General features: G+C 43.0%; 19 protein-coding genes and 1 pseudogene. 13 read left to right on the top strand and 7 right to left on the bottom strand.

Annotation, left to right across the window (positions count from 1 at the left end; genetic code table 11):
• Positions 1 to 88: 88 nt before the first annotated feature.
• The 4 genes and pseudogenes from PV407_RS13415 to PV407_RS13405 all read left to right on the top strand — a co-directional run bounded on the left by PV407_RS13415 (position 89) and on the right by PV407_RS13405 (position 2370).
• On the top strand, positions 89 to 367 hold the full coding sequence (locus tag PV407_RS13415; RefSeq protein ID WP_332090440.1) for a hypothetical protein: 279 nt from the start codon (positions 89 to 91) through the stop codon (positions 365 to 367).
• A gap of 320 nt (positions 368 to 687) precedes the next feature.
• A pseudogene (locus PV407_RS29540) lies at positions 688 to 900 on the top strand (ATP-binding cassette domain-containing protein); the annotation flags it as partial.
• Positions 897 to 1340, top strand: coding sequence for an ATP-binding cassette domain-containing protein (locus PV407_RS13410; protein ID WP_332090439.1), 444 nt, complete (start codon positions 897 to 899; stop codon positions 1338 to 1340). The pseudogene PV407_RS29540 and the gene PV407_RS13410, both read left to right, overlap by 4 nt.
• Before the next feature lie 319 nt (positions 1341 to 1659).
• Positions 1660 to 2370, top strand: coding sequence for a response regulator transcription factor (locus PV407_RS13405; RefSeq protein WP_332090438.1), 711 nt, complete (start codon positions 1660 to 1662; stop codon positions 2368 to 2370).
• 4 nt (positions 2371 to 2374) lie between these two features.
• On the opposite strand, the gene PV407_RS13400 is transcribed toward PV407_RS13405, so the two are convergent.
• The 3 genes from PV407_RS13400 to PV407_RS13390 all read right to left on the bottom strand — a co-directional run bounded on the left by PV407_RS13400 (position 2375) and on the right by PV407_RS13390 (position 5474).
• The gene (locus PV407_RS13400; RefSeq protein ID WP_332090437.1) at positions 2375 to 3139 is read right to left on the bottom strand and encodes a LytR/AlgR family response regulator transcription factor; all 765 of its coding nucleotides are present in this window, start codon (positions 3137 to 3139) and stop codon (positions 2375 to 2377) included.
• Positions 3140 to 3148: 9 nt separating this feature from the next.
• Positions 3149 to 4939, bottom strand: a complete 1791-nt coding sequence (locus PV407_RS13395; protein WP_332090436.1) for a sensor histidine kinase — start codon at positions 4937 to 4939, stop codon at positions 3149 to 3151.
• Between the two features lie 214 nt (positions 4940 to 5153).
• Positions 5154 to 5474 (bottom strand): helix-turn-helix domain-containing protein, encoded by a 321-nt coding sequence (locus tag PV407_RS13390; RefSeq protein WP_332090435.1) that lies wholly within the window; start codon positions 5472 to 5474, stop codon positions 5154 to 5156.
• Positions 5475 to 5669: 195 nt separating this feature from the next.
• On the opposite strand from PV407_RS13390, the gene PV407_RS13385 reads away from it, so the two are divergent.
• From PV407_RS13385 to PV407_RS13370, 4 genes are all read left to right on the top strand, one after another.
• Positions 5670 to 6005 carry a hypothetical protein gene (locus PV407_RS13385; RefSeq protein WP_332090434.1) on the top strand — a complete coding sequence of 112 codons (336 nt, stop codon included), beginning with the start codon at positions 5670 to 5672 and terminating at the stop codon, positions 6003 to 6005.
• A 350-nt stretch (positions 6006 to 6355) separates the two neighbouring features.
• Complete coding sequence (locus PV407_RS13380; RefSeq protein WP_332090433.1) at positions 6356 to 6916, top strand: hypothetical protein; 561 nt, start codon at positions 6356 to 6358, stop codon at positions 6914 to 6916.
• An 18-nt stretch (positions 6917 to 6934) separates the two neighbouring features.
• Entirely contained in the window at positions 6935 to 7429 is a 495-nt protein-coding gene (locus PV407_RS13375; protein ID WP_332090432.1) for a hypothetical protein, read from the top strand.
• 249 nt (positions 7430 to 7678) lie between these two features.
• Positions 7679 to 8521, top strand: coding sequence for a hypothetical protein (locus tag PV407_RS13370; RefSeq protein WP_332090431.1), 843 nt, complete (start codon positions 7679 to 7681; stop codon positions 8519 to 8521).
• A 620-nt stretch (positions 8522 to 9141) separates the two neighbouring features.
• On the opposite strand, the gene PV407_RS13365 is transcribed toward PV407_RS13370, so the two are convergent.
• On the bottom strand, positions 9142 to 10191 hold the full coding sequence (locus tag PV407_RS13365) for a tyrosine-type recombinase/integrase (RefSeq protein ID WP_332090430.1): 1050 nt from the start codon (positions 10189 to 10191) through the stop codon (positions 9142 to 9144).
• A 201-nt stretch (positions 10192 to 10392) separates the two neighbouring features.
• Here PV407_RS13365 and PV407_RS13360 point away from each other — a divergent pair, with 201 nt between their 5' ends.
• The 5 genes from PV407_RS13360 to PV407_RS13340 all read left to right on the top strand — a co-directional run bounded on the left by PV407_RS13360 (position 10393) and on the right by PV407_RS13340 (position 14078).
• On the top strand, positions 10393 to 10689 hold the full coding sequence (locus PV407_RS13360) for a type II toxin-antitoxin system RelE family toxin (RefSeq protein ID WP_332090429.1): 297 nt from the start codon (positions 10393 to 10395) through the stop codon (positions 10687 to 10689).
• Between the two features lie 327 nt (positions 10690 to 11016).
• Complete coding sequence (locus PV407_RS13355; protein ID WP_332090428.1) at positions 11017 to 11913, top strand: hypothetical protein; 897 nt, start codon at positions 11017 to 11019, stop codon at positions 11911 to 11913.
• A gap of 11 nt (positions 11914 to 11924) precedes the next feature.
• Positions 11925 to 12326 carry a hypothetical protein gene (locus PV407_RS13350; RefSeq protein WP_332090427.1) on the top strand — a complete coding sequence of 134 codons (402 nt, stop codon included), beginning with the start codon at positions 11925 to 11927 and terminating at the stop codon, positions 12324 to 12326.
• Between the two features lie 21 nt (positions 12327 to 12347).
• Positions 12348 to 13283: a hypothetical protein gene (locus PV407_RS13345; protein ID WP_332090426.1), complete on the top strand. Its 936-nt coding sequence runs from the start codon at positions 12348 to 12350 to the stop codon at positions 13281 to 13283.
• Between the two features lie 30 nt (positions 13284 to 13313).
• Positions 13314 to 14078: a hypothetical protein gene (locus PV407_RS13340; RefSeq protein WP_332090567.1), complete on the top strand. Its 765-nt coding sequence runs from the start codon at positions 13314 to 13316 to the stop codon at positions 14076 to 14078.
• Positions 14079 to 14321: 243 nt separating this feature from the next.
• On the opposite strand, the gene PV407_RS13335 is transcribed toward PV407_RS13340, so the two are convergent.
• From PV407_RS13335 to PV407_RS13325, 3 genes are all read right to left on the bottom strand, one after another.
• Positions 14322 to 17291 (bottom strand): Tn3 family transposase, encoded by a 2970-nt coding sequence (locus tag PV407_RS13335; RefSeq protein ID WP_332090425.1) that lies wholly within the window; start codon positions 17289 to 17291, stop codon positions 14322 to 14324.
• Positions 17292 to 18186: 895 nt separating this feature from the next.
• On the bottom strand, positions 18187 to 18522 hold the full coding sequence (locus tag PV407_RS13330) for an ArsR/SmtB family transcription factor (RefSeq protein ID WP_332090424.1): 336 nt from the start codon (positions 18520 to 18522) through the stop codon (positions 18187 to 18189).
• A 42-nt stretch (positions 18523 to 18564) separates the two neighbouring features.
• Positions 18565 to 20325, bottom strand: a complete 1761-nt coding sequence (locus tag PV407_RS13325; RefSeq protein ID WP_332090423.1) for a SulP family inorganic anion transporter — start codon at positions 20323 to 20325, stop codon at positions 18565 to 18567.
• Positions 20326 to 20594: the final 269 nt, after the last annotated feature.

The raw sequence follows: 20594 nt of genomic DNA, 5'->3' as shown, positions 1-20594 counted from the left end.
CGAGCGGGGTGATCGGAACGCTGGTTAGTTATCGACGAAATCGAGTCGTGCTGATCGTCCTCCTTTCGTCGTCGGCGCCATGCTGACCATGAACGCTAAGCTGACGTTGCTCGCCATGCTGCTCGTCGGCTTCCAATTTGCGCCCGTGCATTTGCTCTCGAAAAAACTGAAGCGCACGACGCGGCTCATGATGCAGGAGCGGTCCACGCTGAGCGGCTTCGTGACCGAGCATAACCAGGGCGCGCTGCTGCGCCGGCTGTTCGCGTCCGATCGGAGGAACCGGGAAGCGTTCGAGCGCAACCTAGAGCATTATGAGAAGCTGACGGACAAGCAAGCCGCCGGCGGCTATCCATCGTCAACGTGCTGAGCAATTTGACACCTATTCTCGTCGTGGCGGCCGGAAGCTTGTACGTCATTGACACTCGGCAGCTTTGTTGCGTTTTTCACTTTCACGGACCGGATGCGGAGTCCCGTCTCGGCGCTCGTCCAGGCGCTCCCGGCGACTGCCGAAGGCGGCGTGGTGATTCGAGCGTGTTTGAATTTTTCGACACGCCTGTTACGGTCTGAGAGCGATCGGGCCGCGGGCATGGCGCAAGTTCGTTGACGCCGTCCGATTTGAGCGCACCTCCTTCGTCTACGCCGGCGGCCGCGACGTGCTAAAAAACGTTTTGTTTACGCTCGAGAAGAGGCAAGACGTACGCGTTCGTCGGGGAAAGCGGCTGCGGCAAGAGCATCATCCTGCAGCTGTTATCCCGGATGTACGATACCGACCTCGGGAACATCCGGATCGACGCCGCGAACATCAAGGACTACTTGATGGTCGGCCTGCGCCGGCTTATGGGATCGTTACGCAGGACTGGTCTTTGTACAGATCGTCGGTATAAGACACCATCCAGATGACGAAGCCGAAGGCGATCGACGAGGAGATCAAGACCGCGGCGAAGAAAGCGTTCGCCCACGAGTTCATCCGCTCGTTACCGTACGGCTACGATATTGAGATCGGGGAGAGAGGCGTCAAGCTATCGGGCGGCCAACGGCAGCGGATCTCGCTGGCCCGATTCTTTCTGAAAAACCCATCAAACCTGCTGCTCGACGAGGCGACCAGAGCTCTCGACAACGAAAGCGAGAAGCTCGTGCAAGAGTCGATCCTACGTCTCGTGGTCGTCCTGATCGCACACCGGCTTTCCAGTGTGACGAACGCCGATCGGATCTTGATCCAATATCGTCGAAAGCGGCAGCCTCTGCGAGCTGATCCATCTGGATGGCTATTACAAGAAGCTGTACGCGAGGCAAGCAGAAAACCGAATCGATGGAGGAGGCGCCGGCAAAGCGGGAACTGAAGCTAGCTTTATATCGGTGAGGGTGAGGGAGTTTCAGGGTGTACCAGGCACCCGCCAGTCGGTACCTATTACGTGACGGCACGGAAGCGGGGATAGACACAACGCTGAAAAGCGTGCAGCCGATCGCAAGAAATTACGAGAGAATAGTTCGACTTGATGCTACATACTGACTATTTTTCGACATTTTTTTTGCCGATAAGACATGGATTTTGACCACTTGGTAGAGTCAGCACTAAATAAAACTTTTTTTCATTATAATCAAATGTGGGTACTTGGGTTCTTTCAGTTCAATTGTTTCGTCACGAATAAGGAGACAGATATGTCTATCAAGAAAGTATTACTCGTTGATGACAAGAATAATCTTATTGAATTTATAGTCAAGACACAATACTCGATTACAATAGCTGAATCAGAAACTATTGTATATCGAGTTTTGGCCGAGCAGTATTTTGATTTGATTCTGATCTCGTCATCGATTTCAGGAATAGACGCAATTTTATTAACAAAGCGGCTGAGGACGAAACTAAAGTTAATTATCCCGATCGTTTTGATAGGCGGGTATAAAGACGATTCCTTTATGATAAATGCGCTAGATTCAGGCGCAGACGATTATATTTCGGACACATCGAGTTTAGAATATCTAGTTTCTCGTATCAACGCCCATTTAAGACGGAGCGAGATGAATAGATGGGGGAAGGGCGGAACAAAGATTACGTTATCCGAAGGACTAGAAGTAGATATGATTACTAGAGTAGCTTGGGTTGATGGTGCTGCAATTCCTCTATCCCTGAAAGAGTTTGAAATCCTATATCATTTATACTTGTTTGGGGGGAAGGTTGTATCATTGGAAGAGCTTTGTAAGGTAGTATGGGGCAAAGAAAATAATGGGGATCCTCGGACGTTGCTGGTGCATGTCAGTAACCTGAGAAAAAAAATCGAAACGCAACTGGGAGGACCCAAATATATAATTACGGTTCGTGGAGCGGGCTATATGTTTAACAACCGATTAAATGAAAGTACCGTTGGGTGATGATTCACGGCTTCGAGAGTTTTATTTTCTCGTATACGGATTCAAATTCTTTTCTTTTTCTTCGAGATAAGTCGATTTCTACGGATTGGAAATTTAGTTTTATCTTATAGGTTCCAAAGAAATCGAGACTGGCGTATACCGAATCAATGTAATTCAAATTAACAATCTGTGATTTGTTGGGAAAGAAAATATTATCAGAGCATTGCGCATATAATTCAGATAGCGTTGAATTCGAAATTATAGGTTCATGATTCCAAACAAAAACATGAACCTTTCTTTCGATTTTCGAGCGCTCGGCATATATGAGTCTGTTCTCGTTGATAAATATCGGTTTGTGATTCGACTTGATTTCGATTATTTTTGTTTCAATGGGATTGGAGGCCGCTAGATCCCGGTCAAACATTTGTCTCGCTTTTTCAACAGCTGAAGAAAGTCTATCAAAAGTGACTGGCTTTGTTACATAGCTGAGGCAACTAAGCTCGTATCCCGCAAGTAAGTGAGCGGGATCATTGCTTCCGGATACCATTATGAGGTAAGGGGAAATCCCCATATCTACAAGTTCTTTAAAGGCAGAAACACCGTCTTGTTCTGCCAGTCCGATATCTAAAAGGACAAGGTCCGGTTTGTATTTGATGCAGTCTTCCTTGAACCATCGCCCAGATCCGACGGAACTAAGGACGTTCAACCCTAATTTTTTTGAATATAAAACAAGCTTCTCTCGATCTGGCTCCTGGTCTTCGGCGATTATCACATTTAATGCCCTTGCCATACCTTCCTCCTATGATACGGGAATGGAAATCTTTATATTGAATATTTCATTTGACGGGTGTAAGTGAATCTCGCCACGATTTTTTTGCACGAGCCTTTTAGTAATCCATAGTCCAAGCCCTGAATGGCCTTCCTTTGTAGTGAATCCTTCTTTGAAGTAAGATGATTGTGCTTCTACAGTAACGTCTTTTAACAATGGATTGATTACTTCGAAGTGGAGTTGTCCATTGTGGACCCAACCCTTACATTTTACCCATCGTTTTTCGTTTGGTAAAGTCTGGACTTCATCGAATGCATTATCAACGAGATTTCCAATTATTCGCACGAGATCAACGGACTTATCTCCAGTTAAGCTATATCCTTGTACTTTTATATCATGACTGAATGATATTTTTTTGTTCATCGCAGTTACTGTTTTAGATTGAATGATTGCAGCTATTTCGGGTTGGCCTATATTAATAATATCGTTCAAAACTTGGGTATCTTCAATTAATGATTGGGTGTATTTATTAAGGTCGTCATATCTTCTGAGTTCTACAAAGGAATGTATTACATTTACATGATTTAGAAAATCATGTCGTTGACCGCGGATATCTAAATACATTTGCCGTAGTTCGTCCATATAGGTTACGGACGCTTCCTTCACGGCTTTGTCGCGTGCTTTCGAGACAACCCGGATAATGAAAATGACCAGTAGAATACTGACTACTGTAATTAATACGATTGCCGCTATGAGCCAACGAAATTGGCTATTTAGTGTTGTCTCTAGTTCCCTAACATCAGAAGTCAAAGTAAGGACATAATATTTATTTTTTGAAACATTCGTGCTCCCGTCTTTATATTCTTGATACAACACTTCTGGATCGGGAATTGGCGTTACTCCGTCGAGAGTCTTGCTTAGAACTGGAATAAATGTCTTGCTTATTTTTTTCTCGCCGAATTGTTGAACATAATGGGTTGATTGATTTGTTTCGATGGCCAAATCAATAAACTTAGCATCCTTCTCAGTATTCTTTACGGTATATTCACCAAAAAATACTGGTCTATGTATAAGTGGATCAAGAACTTCTCCTTTTTGGGTAATGAATGTTTTCTCATTGCCGAAAGTAGCAGGATTTATTCCCGCAATTTCAATAAGGAACGGATATGTTTTCAATGTATTTTCAAGAATGGCATTAATACCAGTAATATTCTGATAATTATCAAAGGCTATATCATCAACGTATGGGTCGATGATATAGTTCGTGCTACCGCTGTAATAATAGCCCCATTTAGAAATTTGCTTGGTATTGGATGATGCTACTTCATACGGACCGGACCAATAGTTCGGTAACTTCTGCCCCCAATCCATCGTTACGTTTCCCGTCTCGAATAGTTCTTGAAAGCCTTTGTACCAGTTCCCCCAACCCTTAGTCTCTAAACCGATTTGTCGGGGATCAGATGATTTATAGAGAACAATATTATCTTTCGTCTTTTTCAAAAGGGTTAAGTCTTGTAGCATTAATTTGTCTCGAAGTTCTACCAGCTGCTCATTTGTTACTTTTTCGACATCTTTAGGCAAAGCATATTCGGCGGCAACCGCGGCAGCTCGGAGTTTTTCTCCAATCATGTCTTCATATAGCTTAGACCCAAGCCTAGATTGTTCGATGGCTGACTGAATATGCGTTGCTATATTCTGCAACTCACGCTCATTATTGGAGTAGAGAGTGTCCTTAGTTAAATTATAGAAAAGCAGGATGTTCACTGTAAGAATCATTATAATTCCGAGAAGGATCAGAGAAATCTTCGCTGATTGAACCATCACATGACTTCCTTTCCAAATGATTCAATCATATTATACTTTAAGCGATATGTATGGTTTGTGTATTTTTTATTCGACATTTTTTTTGCCGATAAAGCAAGGAAATAAACCGAAGAGACATAGTTCGATATAATTCTAAAGAATCATTTATAATAGCTGATAGGAACGATGGTTCTAGGTCATTAGGCTTGAGGGAAATGAAAAAAAAGCCGTCCTATTTTTTTGTACGTTCAAGGACAAGCTCCAAAAAATGTGACAGGTATTCCTGCTCTTCAGATGTGAGTTGCTTAATAGAATGCAACATTCTCAATATTTTGGGAGGGAGATCGCCATATTCGGTATCGATTAAAAGATCAACAATACTGATATTAAGCGGAACGCAAAGCCTTTCGAGGGTTTCGACTCGAGGTGATTGGTTGTCGTTTTCGATCGAACTTATAGTAGATTGACCGACATCTGAAAGAGAGGCCAGTTCGGTTGTCGAAAGTCCTAGTGCTTCTCGATACTTCTTTAATCGTTTACCGATCGTTAACATGGATTTTGTGTACCTTTCTCTCTATAGTTTTATTCCAATGAAATTTATTATATATCAGCTTTATCGTGGAAAGACGAACCTTCCGTTTTCCGATAAAATTCGTTGTTTTTGTTATTGTTTTCGGGTAGAATTGTAGAAAAATAGTAGTGGTGTTTTTTAACAATGCGTGATTGCATAGTAGGGAGGAGGGCATTGATGAAGCAACGACCCGTTAAGGAAGTTGTCGATATTCTTAACCGTTTTATAGTTGCGAATGTCCATTTTCTTTCCGAATCACGCGTCGAAAATAGTATAACGATTGACGTAAGTACTACTGGTAAGCCGGAAATCACATGGGAAAGGCGGCAAATTCTAAACCGAGGAGTAGACGATTATCCTGTCGACGAGAGTCTTACCGACTATAAGAAGGTCCTGGAAAGAGCTTTGTCACATGTTGAAACATCATTAACTGAACTGATGGAAACCCCGCGAGTCAGTGGGAGGGTTCAATTGACATTTGGGAGGGATCGCATTGAGGTCTTCAGTCAATGAAATGGTAAAAAAAGCAATGACAACGGTACGTCAAAGTTTGAAGACAGAGTGCCCGTTTCTGACTCGGCAGCAAACCAGGGGCCAATTGGCGGTACACTTTAGACCGCAGAGCACGCCGCGCGTGAGCTGGGAGAGAGAGTTGTCCGTTAGATATAATGAGGGTCAGATGAAAATGTCGTCTTTTTTTTCGAGGGAATGTGATCCGGATAACCTCGAAATGGCGTTGGAAGTAATTGAATATACGTTGTTCCAGTACATTCATCCCGACAGAAAAATATTATCCGGAAAGCTCCAATTCACGTTCGAGGATGGAATCATTTTAAATATTCTTGCTACTGGACGTCTTATCTATGAAGATTGCGAATAGTTTTTATTTTTCGCAGGATATTCCGAGTCTCCGCGATAATAGTGGTGATGGATTATTACCGTTACCAACGAACGATGATTTAATAAACTTTCTTGCATATCTTCAAAAATGGGGCGTTATTGTAGCGCTCATTTTATTCTCTTGTATGATCCTACTTGCTCTGATAGCAAAATTTAACAAAAACCCCAGTTTGCTAAGAAGCTTTAAGTTCTTCGCTTATGGATTTGGTATAATAGCGGTTGCGCTTGCGTTCTTACCCTATTACGTCTTGTATCAAGTTGAATCTGGAGATTTACCGAAATCTCCAACAGATGAGAACTCGCGCAGTACAATTTCTATTTTTTTATCGTACATCAAGGCCTGGGAAATCATTGTATGTCTTTACATCATAATGATCGCTTCCATATTTGCTGGTACAGCAAAAATACGAAATAACTTAATGCTACAACGCAAATATTCATTTTATGCATATGGTGCTGCGATTTTAGGGGGAGTTTTATTTTTCCTCCCGCAATTGATTTTCAGTTATTTAGGAAACGCGTGACCTAGGGCGGTGATGACGTTGGCAAAAATTTATCAATTTCCCTCTCGTAATCGGCGACCGGGATCTATTCGTGATTTGTTTTCGGATCAAGAATATCGCCACTATATGCACTATTTAGAGCTTGGCGAAAAATGGCGCCAAGTAGAGATGGGGAAGACACTCTATGAAGGATATCCATTCAAGGCACCGTGCGAACCTCTCAGGGACGATATGATTTGGTATATGAATGAACGTAAGAATTTTGGAGTCTGGGTGATTAACGAATCACCGTATGATCTATCTGAATTTGGAGTTATTTTATTCGGATGGAGTCCATTCGTTAGGTTTTCTTCCGCTCCGCCGCACGAACCAATTCATATAACATCCGCGGAACTTCGTGAAAGGATCGTTTGGTATGTTGATCGCGAAGGATATGGACAGTATGCTGTTGTTAAAAATAATCAAGAATTATGGATTCCGATTCCCCGACCATCGGATTGGCTTGACCATAATAAGATGCACGGATACATTTGAAAGTCTGTCGGCGAAGGACGCAGAGACTTAATAGGTCTCTGCGTCCTTTTTTGCAAACTGAATTCCTATCTAGCAATGAGGGGGAAGTTGTTTAAAGCCGGCCGTGGTACATAATCGATAGGATTTACTGGGCGTTTTATTGCCGCTCTGTTGTCTGCTGGTAGTCGCCGATCGCACGGCTCTAGGCTGCAGATATTAAATTTGAATGGCTTCGCTCAATTTATACAAATGTTCATTGGGAGGGTGTATATGAATACGGCATTATTGTTTAATGGCCAAATTGTGAGTGCAGAAGAGTATAAGCCTGAAAAGCACGGGCACAGACTATTCTGCATCGATAAAAATTGTAAGGTTCCGTTAATTTTCGTTGCAAGAGGGGAGCGGGAGGCACACTTTAAGACCACAGGTAAAGCGGACTCTAAGCATGTATCGGGTTGCGGATTTTATGAACCGCTCGGTGTGCTGCAGGCAATAAAGAAAGTCGCGGAGTACCAAGAGGATTTACTGAAGAAAGGAGTCAAGGAAACAGTTATCCGGGTAAACCTGAATAAACTTGACCCTGACTATGAACCGAAGGGGATTGAACGAAATCCGAAGGAAGATACTGAAGAAGATAGAGTGGAAATAAAGCCGAAAAACGAGAATAAGCAGCCTGGAACCATAACCTCAGTAAAAACGGTTGCGAAATTACTTACCTCCTACGAGCCTGACCTGTTGGCTTCCATATTACTAAGCATAGGCGGGGGGAGGAAAGTTCCCTTATCTTCTCTAATCGTCGATCATGTAACCGCTCATAAAATGCTGTGGTCAGAAAGCGCGATAAATACGGGATATTTTGTTTATGGGACTATTTCGAAAGTTACCAGATTAGAAAAGGTCATATATATCGATTTTGAAAAAATAGACGACATTGGATTTACGTTGGTCGTTTTTGAGAAGTATTTCAAGTATTTCACGTTAAAGGACAAGGACTTAGTCGGATTTGATGTTCTTGTATATGGCATGCTGAAAAAAAATGAACACAAAGGAAAGAACAGCACGGAATTCCTCATTAAGTCCAATAAATATATTGAAAAGATTCGCAAGCTTTGATCATGATGGATGGACAAGATGATAAGACGAGATGGAAGCAATCAGTACTTTTGATCGCACTGCAAACAGTACTCTATAACTTCAAAAGTGAGATTGCGTGTTGTCGGGCGTATGAAAACGAAGATTTGATTCGGCAAATAGCTAACGAAACCTTTAGGTTAGCAGAGAGCCTGGAAAAGATCGTGGAGGAATTCTAATGTGATTCATTAAATACGACAGACTTTAGAATCTTCCCATTTTCCATAAGCGAGTTAACGTATTCATTTGGCCAATTGCTCGGGATTTCTTCAAGCCGTTCGGTAGAGAGGATATCACCTGTCATTTTCGATATCTTAAATAGGAAAACCGGTCCTCCTTCCCTATACTGCCGCAAAGCCATTTTGTACGTCGCCTGTTCGGTTATATCGAAAATTTGAGCCATAAAATCCACCCATTTCGCACATGATATTTAATTCTAACATATCTTAAGGTTTCACAAAAACTACATTACAAAAGGGCAAAAAAATGTTGCATAAATGAGCACATTGTACTTTATAAAAAGGTGTTTCCATATATGACCAATTAGCTTCTATACTACTATAAATATTCGACAAAAAAAAGTTAGAATCTGGGGGCAGATTCTAACGATTAAAAAAGTTCTGGCCAATACGTGTGCTGGCGTGGTTTTCAAGTCTTCGATGACGCCATAAATATCGCTCGGTAGTCACGATCGATGCGTGGCCGAGAGCATCCTGGATGGCTCTTATATCTGCTCCCCTGCTGCTTAAAAATGAAGCAGTATAATGACGGCAGGTATGGGGGGTGATTCGATCAGTTCTATGGATTACGAACGGGAACCCGCTTCGTTCGATTAGTTTTGAAAACTCGGTACTCAAATAGGTTGAAGAGTAATGGCCACCGCTTGGTTTAGCGAAGAATGCAGTTGAGTCTCCAGGATTAAGTTCTGTAGGAAGGCGGCGACGCTTCCGGAATTCGAAAATTGCAAGCAGCACATCTTCATAGATTCTTACATCCCTTGGTTTGCCTCCCTTCCCAACAACCTTTAAAAAATGATGCTGATTCTTGTTGGTTCTGAAAATAAAAAGGTTAGCCCAATTAGCAGAAGCTAATTCCTCAATTCGAAGCCCTGTACTCGTTAGAAGGAGGAGAAGAGTATATGCGAACCAATCATTTTCTTTAAAATATTCCAGCAGCTGCTCTACTTCATGTTCGTATAAGTCACGATTCACTTGTTTATCAAGGGGCTGCGCGACTCGCTTCATTTTAATAGAGGCGTCAAAACTTAATACACCGTTTTTATATAGGTACTGTAGAAATTGTTTTGTTACAGTACTTTTTCTTCTTAATGTTGGTGCTTCGTATTTTTGGCGTTCTAACCAAGTTTGATAGGCAAGTGCATCTTCGGGAACTATGGTTCGGATTTCTTCATTAATATAATGAAGGAATTGTTCGATGTCGCGAAGGTATTCTGTCTTGGTTTTCATGGAGCGCCGCTTGCCTATGGTTGGTTCGTCGTGAAGAAACAGATAAACCAACATGGGTCCTGGAACGGCCTGCCAATTCGTATTTTTAAAACCTTCCACTGAAAGGGTTAAAAATAACTCGTTGTCAAGCATCGAGCTACTATTTTGCAAGGTTGGCAGGGAAGAGTTATAAGATTGAATCTCCATATATCACCTTACCTTAAGTGGTGCAAAGAAAGAATGTTCATCAACAATATTATCTTACATAACTGTATTATATCAAGAAAAATTAACAATTAGCAATTGTTTAACGCAATATTATAATTTAAAATTTAATAACATAATATTACGATATTGCGCATCAATTTGATCCATGCTAGAATTAGGAAAAAATCGGGAGGTGAGGGCATGTCATTTCTGATTCAGTTTTCATCAAAACGCGTTACGAAGGAAATCCGGAAATTCACTCCAGAGGAACAACAAAAAATCGATGCGGTGTTGAATGTTCTGCGGGTTAATCCAAAACCTATTGAATATGATTATGGTCATGTCAATCGAAACACTGAGATCAAACGGATTAAGAGCAAACGGCTTCGCATTTTTTATAAAATCGACGAGGATCAGCGAAGGATTATCATTGGGAAAGTGATTAATCGAGATTCCACCCTGTACTCGACGGACCCGGCAGAATGGTTTTCAGCTTGAAATGGGAGGTTGTTCGATCTTGGATCGAGAGGAATTAAAGAGACTTATTAACGAAGTAATTGATGAAAGAGAGCAACAGGAGAAATCAAGGGAAGCCAACGTTATGTTCCGGTATTATGTTTTTTCTTATTTTGACCTGGATCGGACGGCACTGCGATAAGAGTAGCGAGCATGACGTGGTTTTGATAGCATTGAAAATGAAAGGAGTAATTGGAATGACAATGCGTAGATTGGTTTTCATTTCGGTCCAAACGTTCGGCTGGATCCTGGCGGCATTATTCTTTTATATGGGATTTCAATCACTTTAAAACGACGGGGGAGTTCTTGTTGAAAAAGCCTACATCTACATTAGAAATGGCAGGTACCGCTTTTTACCAGCTTAATAAACAAGTCGTAGAGGTTCAATGGGACCATCATCGGAACTATATTTCGGACCTGGTTTCGATTGGGATCAATGGGGATCCCATTAAAAAAAGCGCGATTATTCTCGGTGCAGGAAACTGTAACGATATAAACCTATCACAAATCGTATTTCACTTCACATCTAAAACGAGTTTATTGGACATCGATGAAAAATCGGTAAAAAGATCAATCCAACGGTTAGATCCCCAAGTGCAGAAGTTGGTCCGTCCCGTAGTTAAAGATTTGACAGGACTGTTTTATGATAGAAAATTACTCGATTACTTTAATCATTTAATGAAGCAAGAATTATTGGCTGCAAACGAAATATTACGGAACTGGGTGCAGCATAAATATCGGATTTGTCCGGAGCGCGTCATCCCTGGGAGCCACAGTTTTCTCATTTCGGCCAATATCTCAACGCAGTTAATTATTCCATTCCAATTAATGGCGTATGAAGCAAACCCATTTCTATTTACAAATGAACTTTCAATTTTGGCTGATATAATGGCTAGAAACCATTTAAAGCAGATCGCCAAATCATTGCTTGCCGGCGGCCGCGCTGTCATCGTTTCTGAACAATATGAATGGGGGAATGTTGGTAATCCAACTCAAAGCTTTATTACTTCTCCCGAGCAATTACTGGACGTGCATGTGCAGGATTCACTGGAACAAATAGGAGGATTTATTAGAGGTAGAATATCCCGCTTTATGCTTGATGAAATAGACGAGTTACAAGTTGATTATGAAGCCGAATGGCTTTGGAATTTCAGCGGGGAAAGACATTACCTCGTTAAGGGATGGGTTGTTCGAAAACTGGGTTAGGAGATAAGGGCATGTGTTATGTCGGATATCGTATCGTTCAAACTGAATTTGAATATTACTATCATCCTGGTGTTGAATTATCGGATGAAAAGGCAATATGGAATTTTATAATGGATAATAAAAAAAAGTACGCAATTATTAAAATTACTGTAAAAGGTGAAAATGTAGTTTCTGTTGAAGCTGTCAATGGCCGCGTTGTCTTTCCTTTGTTGTGGTCAATAATGGAATTATCGACGGACTACGAAGACTCCCCAGACGAGTTTACTCCGTTAGGATTTATTGAAGAACTGCGGATCCGCAGACTTGATAGGCAGCTGATCGAAGTACCTTTTACCGTTAACCAAGCATTGGAACAATTGAAGCGTATCTATGCGACACTACAGTCTGAACCTAACTCGCATGTATTTAAATAAGCGGACGAAAGGAGCGGGGCATTGGTTTCCATTTCACAACTGGCTGAAAGTCTAGGTAAAAGCGTAAGAACAATCCAACATTGGGTTGCTTCAGGCGTCGCTCGGCCTATAAACCTCGATACTTATCGACGCGATGGCGGGTATACTTTTTCAGCTGATGAAGCAGAGCGACTATCAAAATTATTTGGAGGACTTGGAGCAAAGGAGGCTGCTGAAATTGTTGGCGTCACGCCTCAATACTTGAACGAACTTGCCTTATCCGGTCATATTCCAAGCGAACTTCGGAAAGTCGGAAAGCGGGAACGGCGATTTTATAAAAAAGAAGATTGTTTTGTGTTACGAGATCAACTCCATACCGATATAAATAAAAAGACGTCCAAATTCGGGGCGAAATTGACCCCTTTCTCGAATGGATGGCGTATATTCGAATATATCGAACACGAGGGGAAGAAAGGTTTAATATCCAACACAAGGCCGTTAATTATCACCGGCGAAGACGGGCGTTCTTATAAGATTACCTGCGCAGGCGAGATGTCACCGTGGCCAGAAAGAAAGTATCAGGTTCAAAAAGGATTTGTCGATTTTCGTTTTCCCATACCAAGAGCAATCGTCCATCCTGTTTACGACTTACTGCGAGCTCTACTAGAAAACTTGGGATCAAAAAATATCCAAATATTTGAGACCAAGCAGGGCGATTATTTTGTTCGCTGCCGGAGCGGTTCTCTTCGGTTTTCTGATGTAACATTTGATCTGCTTCAGAAAAATGTAGTGAACGGTATACTTGAGAAATCTCGGGATACCATCCTACTTAGACCAGATGCAGTTGTACGATATGTAAGTTTCACTAAAGCGGCATTCGAAATAGTTAAAAGAGCGGCAGATGATTCTAATATGGGTTTTGATGAGGCGCTCAATATGATTATTATCTCGAGAAAGATCAGTGACGATCTTACGTAAGGAAATCATCGAGGATCAAATCGATTGGATGTGGTATTTATGGGTGATTCAAATAAAGTGGAGATGCTTCAGGGTATGCAAGCCGATCTACATAAATTGAAGCAAAAACACGAAGCCCTTATTTCACGCCGGGACACGATTCAAGAAATGAATGAAGATTTCGAAGGGTTCCTCCCAGGAGTAAGGCATATTCTTTTGGCCAGCAGGCGAAAGGAATTGAACGGCATTTGCGGCTCAATCTCGGAACTCATTGATGTACCTGAACAATTGGAAAATGCAATCGAAACGGCGTTGGGCGATAGATTACAATATGTCGTCGTGGAGACTGAAGAACACGGAATTAAAGCTGTACAATATTTAAAAACTCGGCAACTCGGGCGAGCTGCATTAGTACCTCTTGCTACATTGAATGGAGAAACTCCAAAGATACACGAAGCGGATCCCGTTGGAGAAATGCCAGGAGTAATCGGAAGGGGCATCGATCTTATAAATTTCGACCCCAAATACCGAAACGTTATCTCGAGTCTGATGGGAGATATAATCATAGTTCGAACACTGGAGGACGCAACTCATATTGCAGCCAAAAGTCAATATCGTTTTGGAGTGTTCTCCTTAGATGGAGAATCTGTTCTTGCAAACGGAGTCATAATAGGCGGTAGTGCTCATAAGAAAAGTACAACGAGCTTGCTTGGAAAGAAGCGCCAGCATATAGAGATCACTTTGCAAATTATCGAAATTGAAGATCAGATTCGTGAGATGACGGAAAATATCAACAGGTTGAAAAAAATGAACTAATGCCATCTGCTTTACAACCGTATGCCAGCTGAGGTGCTGGGCATGTTCGAGCTGGGCAGTCTTTATATAAGGAAGAGCTGCAGTTGTTCTAAGTAGGCGCCGCCGGTCTCCACTGAATGTTTCCTGTATGGGGTCCCGCCAACATTTTAACTAAAATATACGCTAAGCCTTCGGCTGTGACCGGCTTAGCGTTTTTTCTTACTCTAAGCCCTATAGTCCGGGTTATACCACCCGGACCACCGGTCATTCAACTTCCTGTTCTTTCAGCGGTCGTAATGAATCGAGAGACGTATTCTGCCTGAAATTGAATTTGTATTCGCCTAAGAAATTGATATGCTCCCATCCAAGGGGTGATATATGGTTTAATAGTTCTTCTTGAAGCTTACCTTGCTTTTTACGGTGTTCAGTTGCTTGCTGGAGATACACAGTGTTCCAAACGCTAATCGCGTTGATGATAATGTTCAATGCACTTGCCCGTTGGAGCTGGTCTTGTAGCGCACGTTCTCGCAGCTCGCCATGTTTGCCAAAGAAAATCGCTCTGGCCAATGCGTTCATGGCTTCCCCTTTGTTCAACCCCCGATGGATTTTTCGCCGTAACGCTTCGCTCGAAAGGTAATCCAGAATGAAGATCGTCTTCTCGATACGCCCCATTTCCCGGAGCGCGGTAGCCAAACTGTTTTGTCTTGCATAGGAACCGATTTTACTCATAATGAGTGATGCTGAAACGGTTCCTTCCCGGATGGAGTGAGCCAACCGGAGAACATCGTCGTAGTTCTCCTTGATGATCTTTGTATTAATTTGTCCGCGCAGCACCTTCTCCAATTTAGGGAAATCGGAAGACTTCCCGATAACGTACAGCTTGGAATCAGCTAAGTCGCGTAAGCGCGGCGCAAAGCGAAATCCAAGCAAATGCGTTAAACCAAAGACTTGATCGGTGTAACCGGCTGTATCCGTGTAATGCTCTTCGATGGCCAAATCCGTTTCATGATGGAGCAAACCGTCGATGACGTGTACGGCATCCCGAGCGTTCGTATTGATGACTTTCGTATAGAACGTAGAAAATTGGTCGCTCACGAACCGGTAAATCGTAGCTCCTTTTCCGGTCCCGTAATGGGGGTTAGCGTCTGCATGAAGCGCCGAAACACCGATCTGGACGCGCATTCCATCCGACGATGAGGTAGTTCCCTTTCCCCAATACGAGGGAAGCACCAGCTTATGATGAAAATTAACAAGAATAGCCTGCGCTTTATTCATAGCGTCTTCGTACAGTCGCCATTGCGCTGCATTGGCCATCTGCCGGTATGAAATGCTTGGCGTGGCTTCGGCCATTTTTGTAAGTCCAATATTCGTCCCCATTGCCATAAGGGTTGCCATAAGGATTGTCGTTTCTTCCTCGTTCGGAGCGCGGTTACTGGAAGCGTGAATAAACTGTTCATGAAATTTCGTCCAGTTCGCTACTTCCATGAGCAGATCAGTTAGCTTGATTCGTGGTAGCAGCTCGTAGAGGGAAAGGCTGAAATTCCGGGATTCATCGGGAACATCCTTCTCCAATCGCTCAATGTGCAATTTCCCGTTCTCCAAATTAACACCGTCCAGCTCGTCGATATGATCCGAAACCCACTTTAATCTTTGAAGAAGTGATTCAGTCCGTTCTTCAAGATATTCCTTTGCGGACAAGCTGACGGCAAGTTTTGCAGCCTTAGGATTGATGCCATTCCAATCAGCTTTCGGTACAAGGTACTCCTCGAAATCCTTATGTTGACGGCTTCCGACAATGGATACGTCCCCGGAACGAACGTAATTCCGCAGCTCGGTCAGCACAGCCATTTCGTAGTAATGCCGGTTGATCGTTCCGTCATCATCATAAACGTGCTTTTGCCAGCGGTTTGAAACGAAGTTCAGGGGTGCGCCTTCCGGAACTTTTCGCTTTCCGGATTCATTCATATCCCGGATGATATCGACCGCCTTCATAAGTGGCGCTGCCGACTTGGTTGACCGAAATTCTAACGATTTTAACAGCGTTGGCGTGTATTTCCGGAGCGCATAGAATTTCTTTTCCAGCAAGTCTAAATAGTCGTAATCGACGGGCCGTGCCAGCCGTTTAGCTTCCTCCACGGATGCGACGATCTGATCCCACGGCATGACGGCATCAAGCGCAACAAACGGATCAGTGCCTTCGCTTCGGGCCTTAATAAGAGCGGCTCCAAGATCGGCAAAGTGAACAACCTTTTCGTTGATCGATTTACCGTTTTGTTTTTGAAGTTCCTCTTGGGCTTTTCTCCCTTTGGAAAGCAGGATCATGATCTGCCGGTCGTGAATCTCGAAAGCCAGGTCTGTCAAATCCTGAATCAGCTCCAATAGGTACGCTACCAAAATCGCGTACTTTTTCGGATCATTAAAGCGGCGGAAGGAATGAGGTTCGTAACGCGAACCGATTTTAGAAAGCTGCCGTAGCCGGTTCGGATGGATGCCTTTCGTATCGACTTGCAGCTGCAAATCCCGTATGTATTCGAGCTTTTCAATAACCTTCAAAAAAGAATCCGGAGAACTGGTACCGGTAACTTCCCTTAACCATGCCAAGTAGGTTTTGCTGCTATCCGGCATGGTGGTCAAGACGCGATCCAGCTTAGCAATTTGTAATTCTGTCAGTGAACTGCTGAGCAGCTTGAATATTTTTTCCTCTGTTCGTTTGCGAGTTTCCCAAACTGCTCTTTCAATCGTGGCCATTGAGGGAAGAATGATTTTACGCTTACGTAAATCTTCAAGTGCGCGCTGAATCAGGTGCAAGGGATTGCCGTTCGCCATTGCATGGCCAAAAAGATGCTTGCACAAAAAACGATACTCGCTCATAGTAAATGTCTGGTATCCATACTCCTTCCGGATTTCCTCCAGATGCTCGTATTTCGTGGCCTCTCGTTCGCCGTAAGATGCAAAAGACTCCTCGTCGGCATTGATTTGCTTTGCAATATACCGAAGAACTTGAACCGGCACTTCTTTTACGTCAGAAAGCGTCCAGCCGAGATAGCGAAGTACGCACAGCTGCACGGCAAAGCCGAGTCGATTATAATCTCTTCGCCGCTGCTGGATGATTTCAAGGTCATGCTGGGTAAATGTGAAATAGGTGCCCAATTCCCATTCGCCGAGATCAGGCGGTATTTGCAAATGCTGGAGCCGTTCTTCCGTAGTTAGCAGTTCCCTTACTCTCGCGTACATTCTTCTCCTCCCCTTATTGACAAGGCACCTTCAATAGCTGATCCGGTGCCGTAGATCGTGGGCACTCAACCCTTCAAGTGCGCTGCTCTCGCCGCTTAGGTCAACCAACGCTTCGCATCATTTCCTTTAATCGGAATACGAAATAAAATGGGGTATAACACCGCGAGGCGAAGCTACGCGTAAGGCGCTGCCAGCAAGCCGGCAGCGCCTTATTACTTAAGCCGTGTTACGATTTCAACTTCCCCATCTTGGCTAATTATTCATCAGAGCGATCCCACTTTTTAGAATACGCTTTATTTGTTACCCAAATCGTGATCCATATAATAAATGCGGCTACTCCAAAAATCGCGACATAAATGAAAAACATAAGGACACCCCCATGGAAGATGATTATTACAGCCGGTTTGACTGCGACTTGATAAATACATACACCGTTACTCCTAGTGCGATAATGGTAAAGATAATCTTGAAACTCAAAAGGATATCACAACCTTGTTCGCTTTAATGAAGGATATGGTTGTTGGCTCGAACTTTTATTACCGGTTCGACAGTCAGTGCAACCTTTTGACTTTAAGTACTGTCCTGAAACCGTTCTTGCCTGGAGAATATGAATAGCGTTTGAAATACATGTGATTTTCTGACATGATAAACAAAAAACTTTATATTTTAGATCGTTCATCTTTTCTCCTCTCATGTACATACAGAGTCTGAGCCTAAATTGCGTAACAAAATCGGCTTCCATGGGAAAGGAACATCTGCGTTTTATCTACATTTGCATAAAAATGATGAACAAGGGAGTAGACTTATGCTCTTTCAATGCTGTAGTTTTGCTTATTCTCGCTAAACCTTTTTTTATTATAACTTTGATTCATTTCTTACACTTCCGAACTGACTATTACTGTTCATGGGTTCTGGTATCCAGTATGTCAATCACGTTCATTAATTGGTTGTTAAACATGTTTTTGGTCATGAAAAGCAGATCACATAAAAGAGGATCTTGCACCGAATAGACGACGCGAGTTCCAACCTTCATTCCTATTACGAGATGCTTCGCCTTTAAAACACCCAAATGTTGGGAAACCATCGAACCTTGACTTTGTAGACGCGATTGAAGCTCATTGACACCTTTCGGTCCTTCACAAAGTAACTCCATAATCTGCAATCGCAACGGATGAGCCATGACCTTAAAAACATTTATTCTGTATTGCTGAAGTGCCAGTTGCATACCCATTTACCTCATTTCGTCTTTGGAGCGATTCCGAGTGAGAATAGGCTATGTCCTTGCTGGATCTGGCTTTAAACTGGTGATCACTTCTTTTTGAGACTCCTTGTTTGATAACGCCGCGCATTCACGGAAAGCGAAATGTTTACAACCTAGACATTTATTCAAATCGAGCTGCAATAGCGCGTAATTAAGCGCCTCTCCCGTATGCCCAAAAAAATGTTCAGCCCCAATCAGCGTATACAACCCTGTTCTCTTCAATACTTCCAAAGGCTGAGGTTGAATTCCGCTCACAAGGATTATCCCGCCAAATTTCTCGAAATGTTTCACCACACTGGCCAGATTCGATTCACCTGTCGTGTCCATAAAGGGGACTTTTCCCATGCGAAGAAGTAACACTTTTGGCCGCAGATGGATCGTATCCATAATAGACTTTTCAAACATATTCGCCGCGCCGAAAAAGAGAGGGCCTTCGATGGTATAGATCCCGATTTGCGGACAATCGTGGCCTTCGGTTACCATATGGGCTTTCACTTTTTCATGTTTGGCGGTGGGGTCAGGCAATACTTTGGAAACCAACAAGCCGTCACTCATTCGTTTCACAAACAGAAGAACAGCCAAAATTAATCCCACTTCAACAGCGGTTGTTAAATTCGTAAAAACCGTTAGCAAAAAGGTGATGAGGAGGACAACGGAATCGCTCGTTTTGGTTTTCAGGACATGAGCGAATTCTTTTCGTTCGCTCATATTCCAAGCAACCAGCATCAGAATAGGTGCCATACTAGCTAGTGGAATCTCTGATGCGTAAGGTGCAAACAAAATGAGAATTAATAATACAACAATGCCATGTATGACACCTGACAGGGGGGAGGTCGCACCGTTTTTGATATTGGTTGCTGTCCGTGCAATGGCTCCTGTCGCTGGAATACCCCCAAAAAGAGGAGTTATTATATTGGCGACGCCTTGCCCAATCAGTTCACGATTGCTGTTATGACGGCTGCCGGTCATGCCATCGGCAACAACCGCCGATAATAAGGATTCGATGCCGCCTAACATGGCAATGACAAAGGCGGGGCGGATTAGGTTTTCAATTCGATCCCAGGTAAGATCAGGAAAATGAAAATGGGGTATTGTGCTTGGAATAGCTCCAAATGACGATCCAATCGTTGCTACCTCTCCCTTGAAGAATACGGTTGCCACTACAGTGGATACAACAAGCCCTATTAAGGAACCTGGGACCTTCGGTAGAAATTTCGGTGTTAAAAGGATGACAACCAAACAGACCATCGCTGTAATCACGCTGTAGAGATTCGTAGTGGTTAGATGCATCACAATTTCCTTCATGTTGGGCAAAAAATTCTCATGGTTCTCGATACCGCTCAAACCTAAAAAGTTGGCAATCTGTCCGCTGAAGATAATCACGGCAATTCCAGCGGTAAATCCGATGGTTACTGGGCGAGGGATAAACTTAATCAACGCACCGAGTTTAAATAACCCCATGAGAACAAGGATAATTCCCGCCATAAATCCCGCAATCAATAAATTTTCATACCCATATTGAATAACGATTGCGAAGAGGATCGGAATAAAGGCGCCGGTCGGACCGCCAATTTGAAATTTAGAGCCTCCGAACAAGGAAATACAAATCCCGGCAACGATGGTTGTATAAATGCCATATTCCGGTTTTACACCAGCAGCAATAGCAAACGCCATCCCTAATGGAATGGCGATAATGCCTACAATGAGGCCTGAAATGAGGTCCTTACGAAATGCGGCTGCATGGTATCCTTCAAATCTTCCCATCCATTTCATCTGATTTACCCTTCTCTTCTTCATATATTTGATTATTTGAATATATGCAAAATGTTACTCCTGTCATCGAATAATGTCAATTACTAATCCCGCATCACTCAGCATGTTCCCGATTGCAAAACAAAAAAACAAGGTGATCCCTTGATATTATCCCCTTACGGTAGACAGTGAAAAAAGAGTTCATGATATCATGGATTCAGCACTGTTGACCGGAGGGGATTTTTTTATGCCACCCAAGAAGGGGCAAAAGTTTAATCGTTATGATGAAG

Source organism: Paenibacillus sp. GYB003 (genome assembly GCF_036577625.1).
GTDB lineage: Bacteria > Bacillota > Bacilli > Paenibacillales > NBRC-103111 > Paenibacillus_AB.
This window is presented reverse-complemented; position numbering and strand designations above follow the sequence as displayed.

Coding starts and splice junctions, on each gene's coding strand:
- PV407_RS13410 (WP_332090439.1), top strand. CDS start 897: ATGACGAAGCCGAAGGCGATCGACGAGGAGATCAAGACCGCGGCGAAG.
- PV407_RS13390 (WP_332090435.1), bottom strand. CDS start 5,474: ATGTTAACGATCGGTAAACGATTAAAGAAGTATCGAGAAGCACTAGGA.
- PV407_RS13370 (WP_332090431.1), top strand. CDS start 7,679: ATGAATACGGCATTATTGTTTAATGGCCAAATTGTGAGTGCAGAAGAG.
- PV407_RS13365 (WP_332090430.1), bottom strand. CDS start 10,191: ATGGAGATTCAATCTTATAACTCTTCCCTGCCAACCTTGCAAAATAGT.
- PV407_RS13385 (WP_332090434.1), top strand. CDS start 5,670: ATGAAGCAACGACCCGTTAAGGAAGTTGTCGATATTCTTAACCGTTTT.
- PV407_RS13380 (WP_332090433.1), top strand. CDS start 6,356: ATGAAGATTGCGAATAGTTTTTATTTTTCGCAGGATATTCCGAGTCTC.
- PV407_RS13330 (WP_332090424.1), bottom strand. CDS start 18,522: ATGGGTATGCAACTGGCACTTCAGCAATACAGAATAAATGTTTTTAAG.
- PV407_RS13350 (WP_332090427.1), top strand. CDS start 11,925: ATGTGTTATGTCGGATATCGTATCGTTCAAACTGAATTTGAATATTAC.
- PV407_RS13400 (WP_332090437.1), bottom strand. CDS start 3,139: ATGGCAAGGGCATTAAATGTGATAATCGCCGAAGACCAGGAGCCAGAT.
- PV407_RS13335 (WP_332090425.1), bottom strand. CDS start 17,291: ATGTACGCGAGAGTAAGGGAACTGCTAACTACGGAAGAACGGCTCCAG.
- PV407_RS13405 (WP_332090438.1), top strand. CDS start 1,660: ATGTCTATCAAGAAAGTATTACTCGTTGATGACAAGAATAATCTTATT.
- PV407_RS13325 (WP_332090423.1), bottom strand. CDS start 20,325: ATGAAATGGATGGGAAGATTTGAAGGATACCATGCAGCCGCATTTCGT.
- PV407_RS13415 (WP_332090440.1), top strand. CDS start 89: ATGAACGCTAAGCTGACGTTGCTCGCCATGCTGCTCGTCGGCTTCCAA.
- PV407_RS13360 (WP_332090429.1), top strand. CDS start 10,393: ATGTCATTTCTGATTCAGTTTTCATCAAAACGCGTTACGAAGGAAATC.
- PV407_RS13395 (WP_332090436.1), bottom strand. CDS start 4,939: ATGGTTCAATCAGCGAAGATTTCTCTGATCCTTCTCGGAATTATAATG.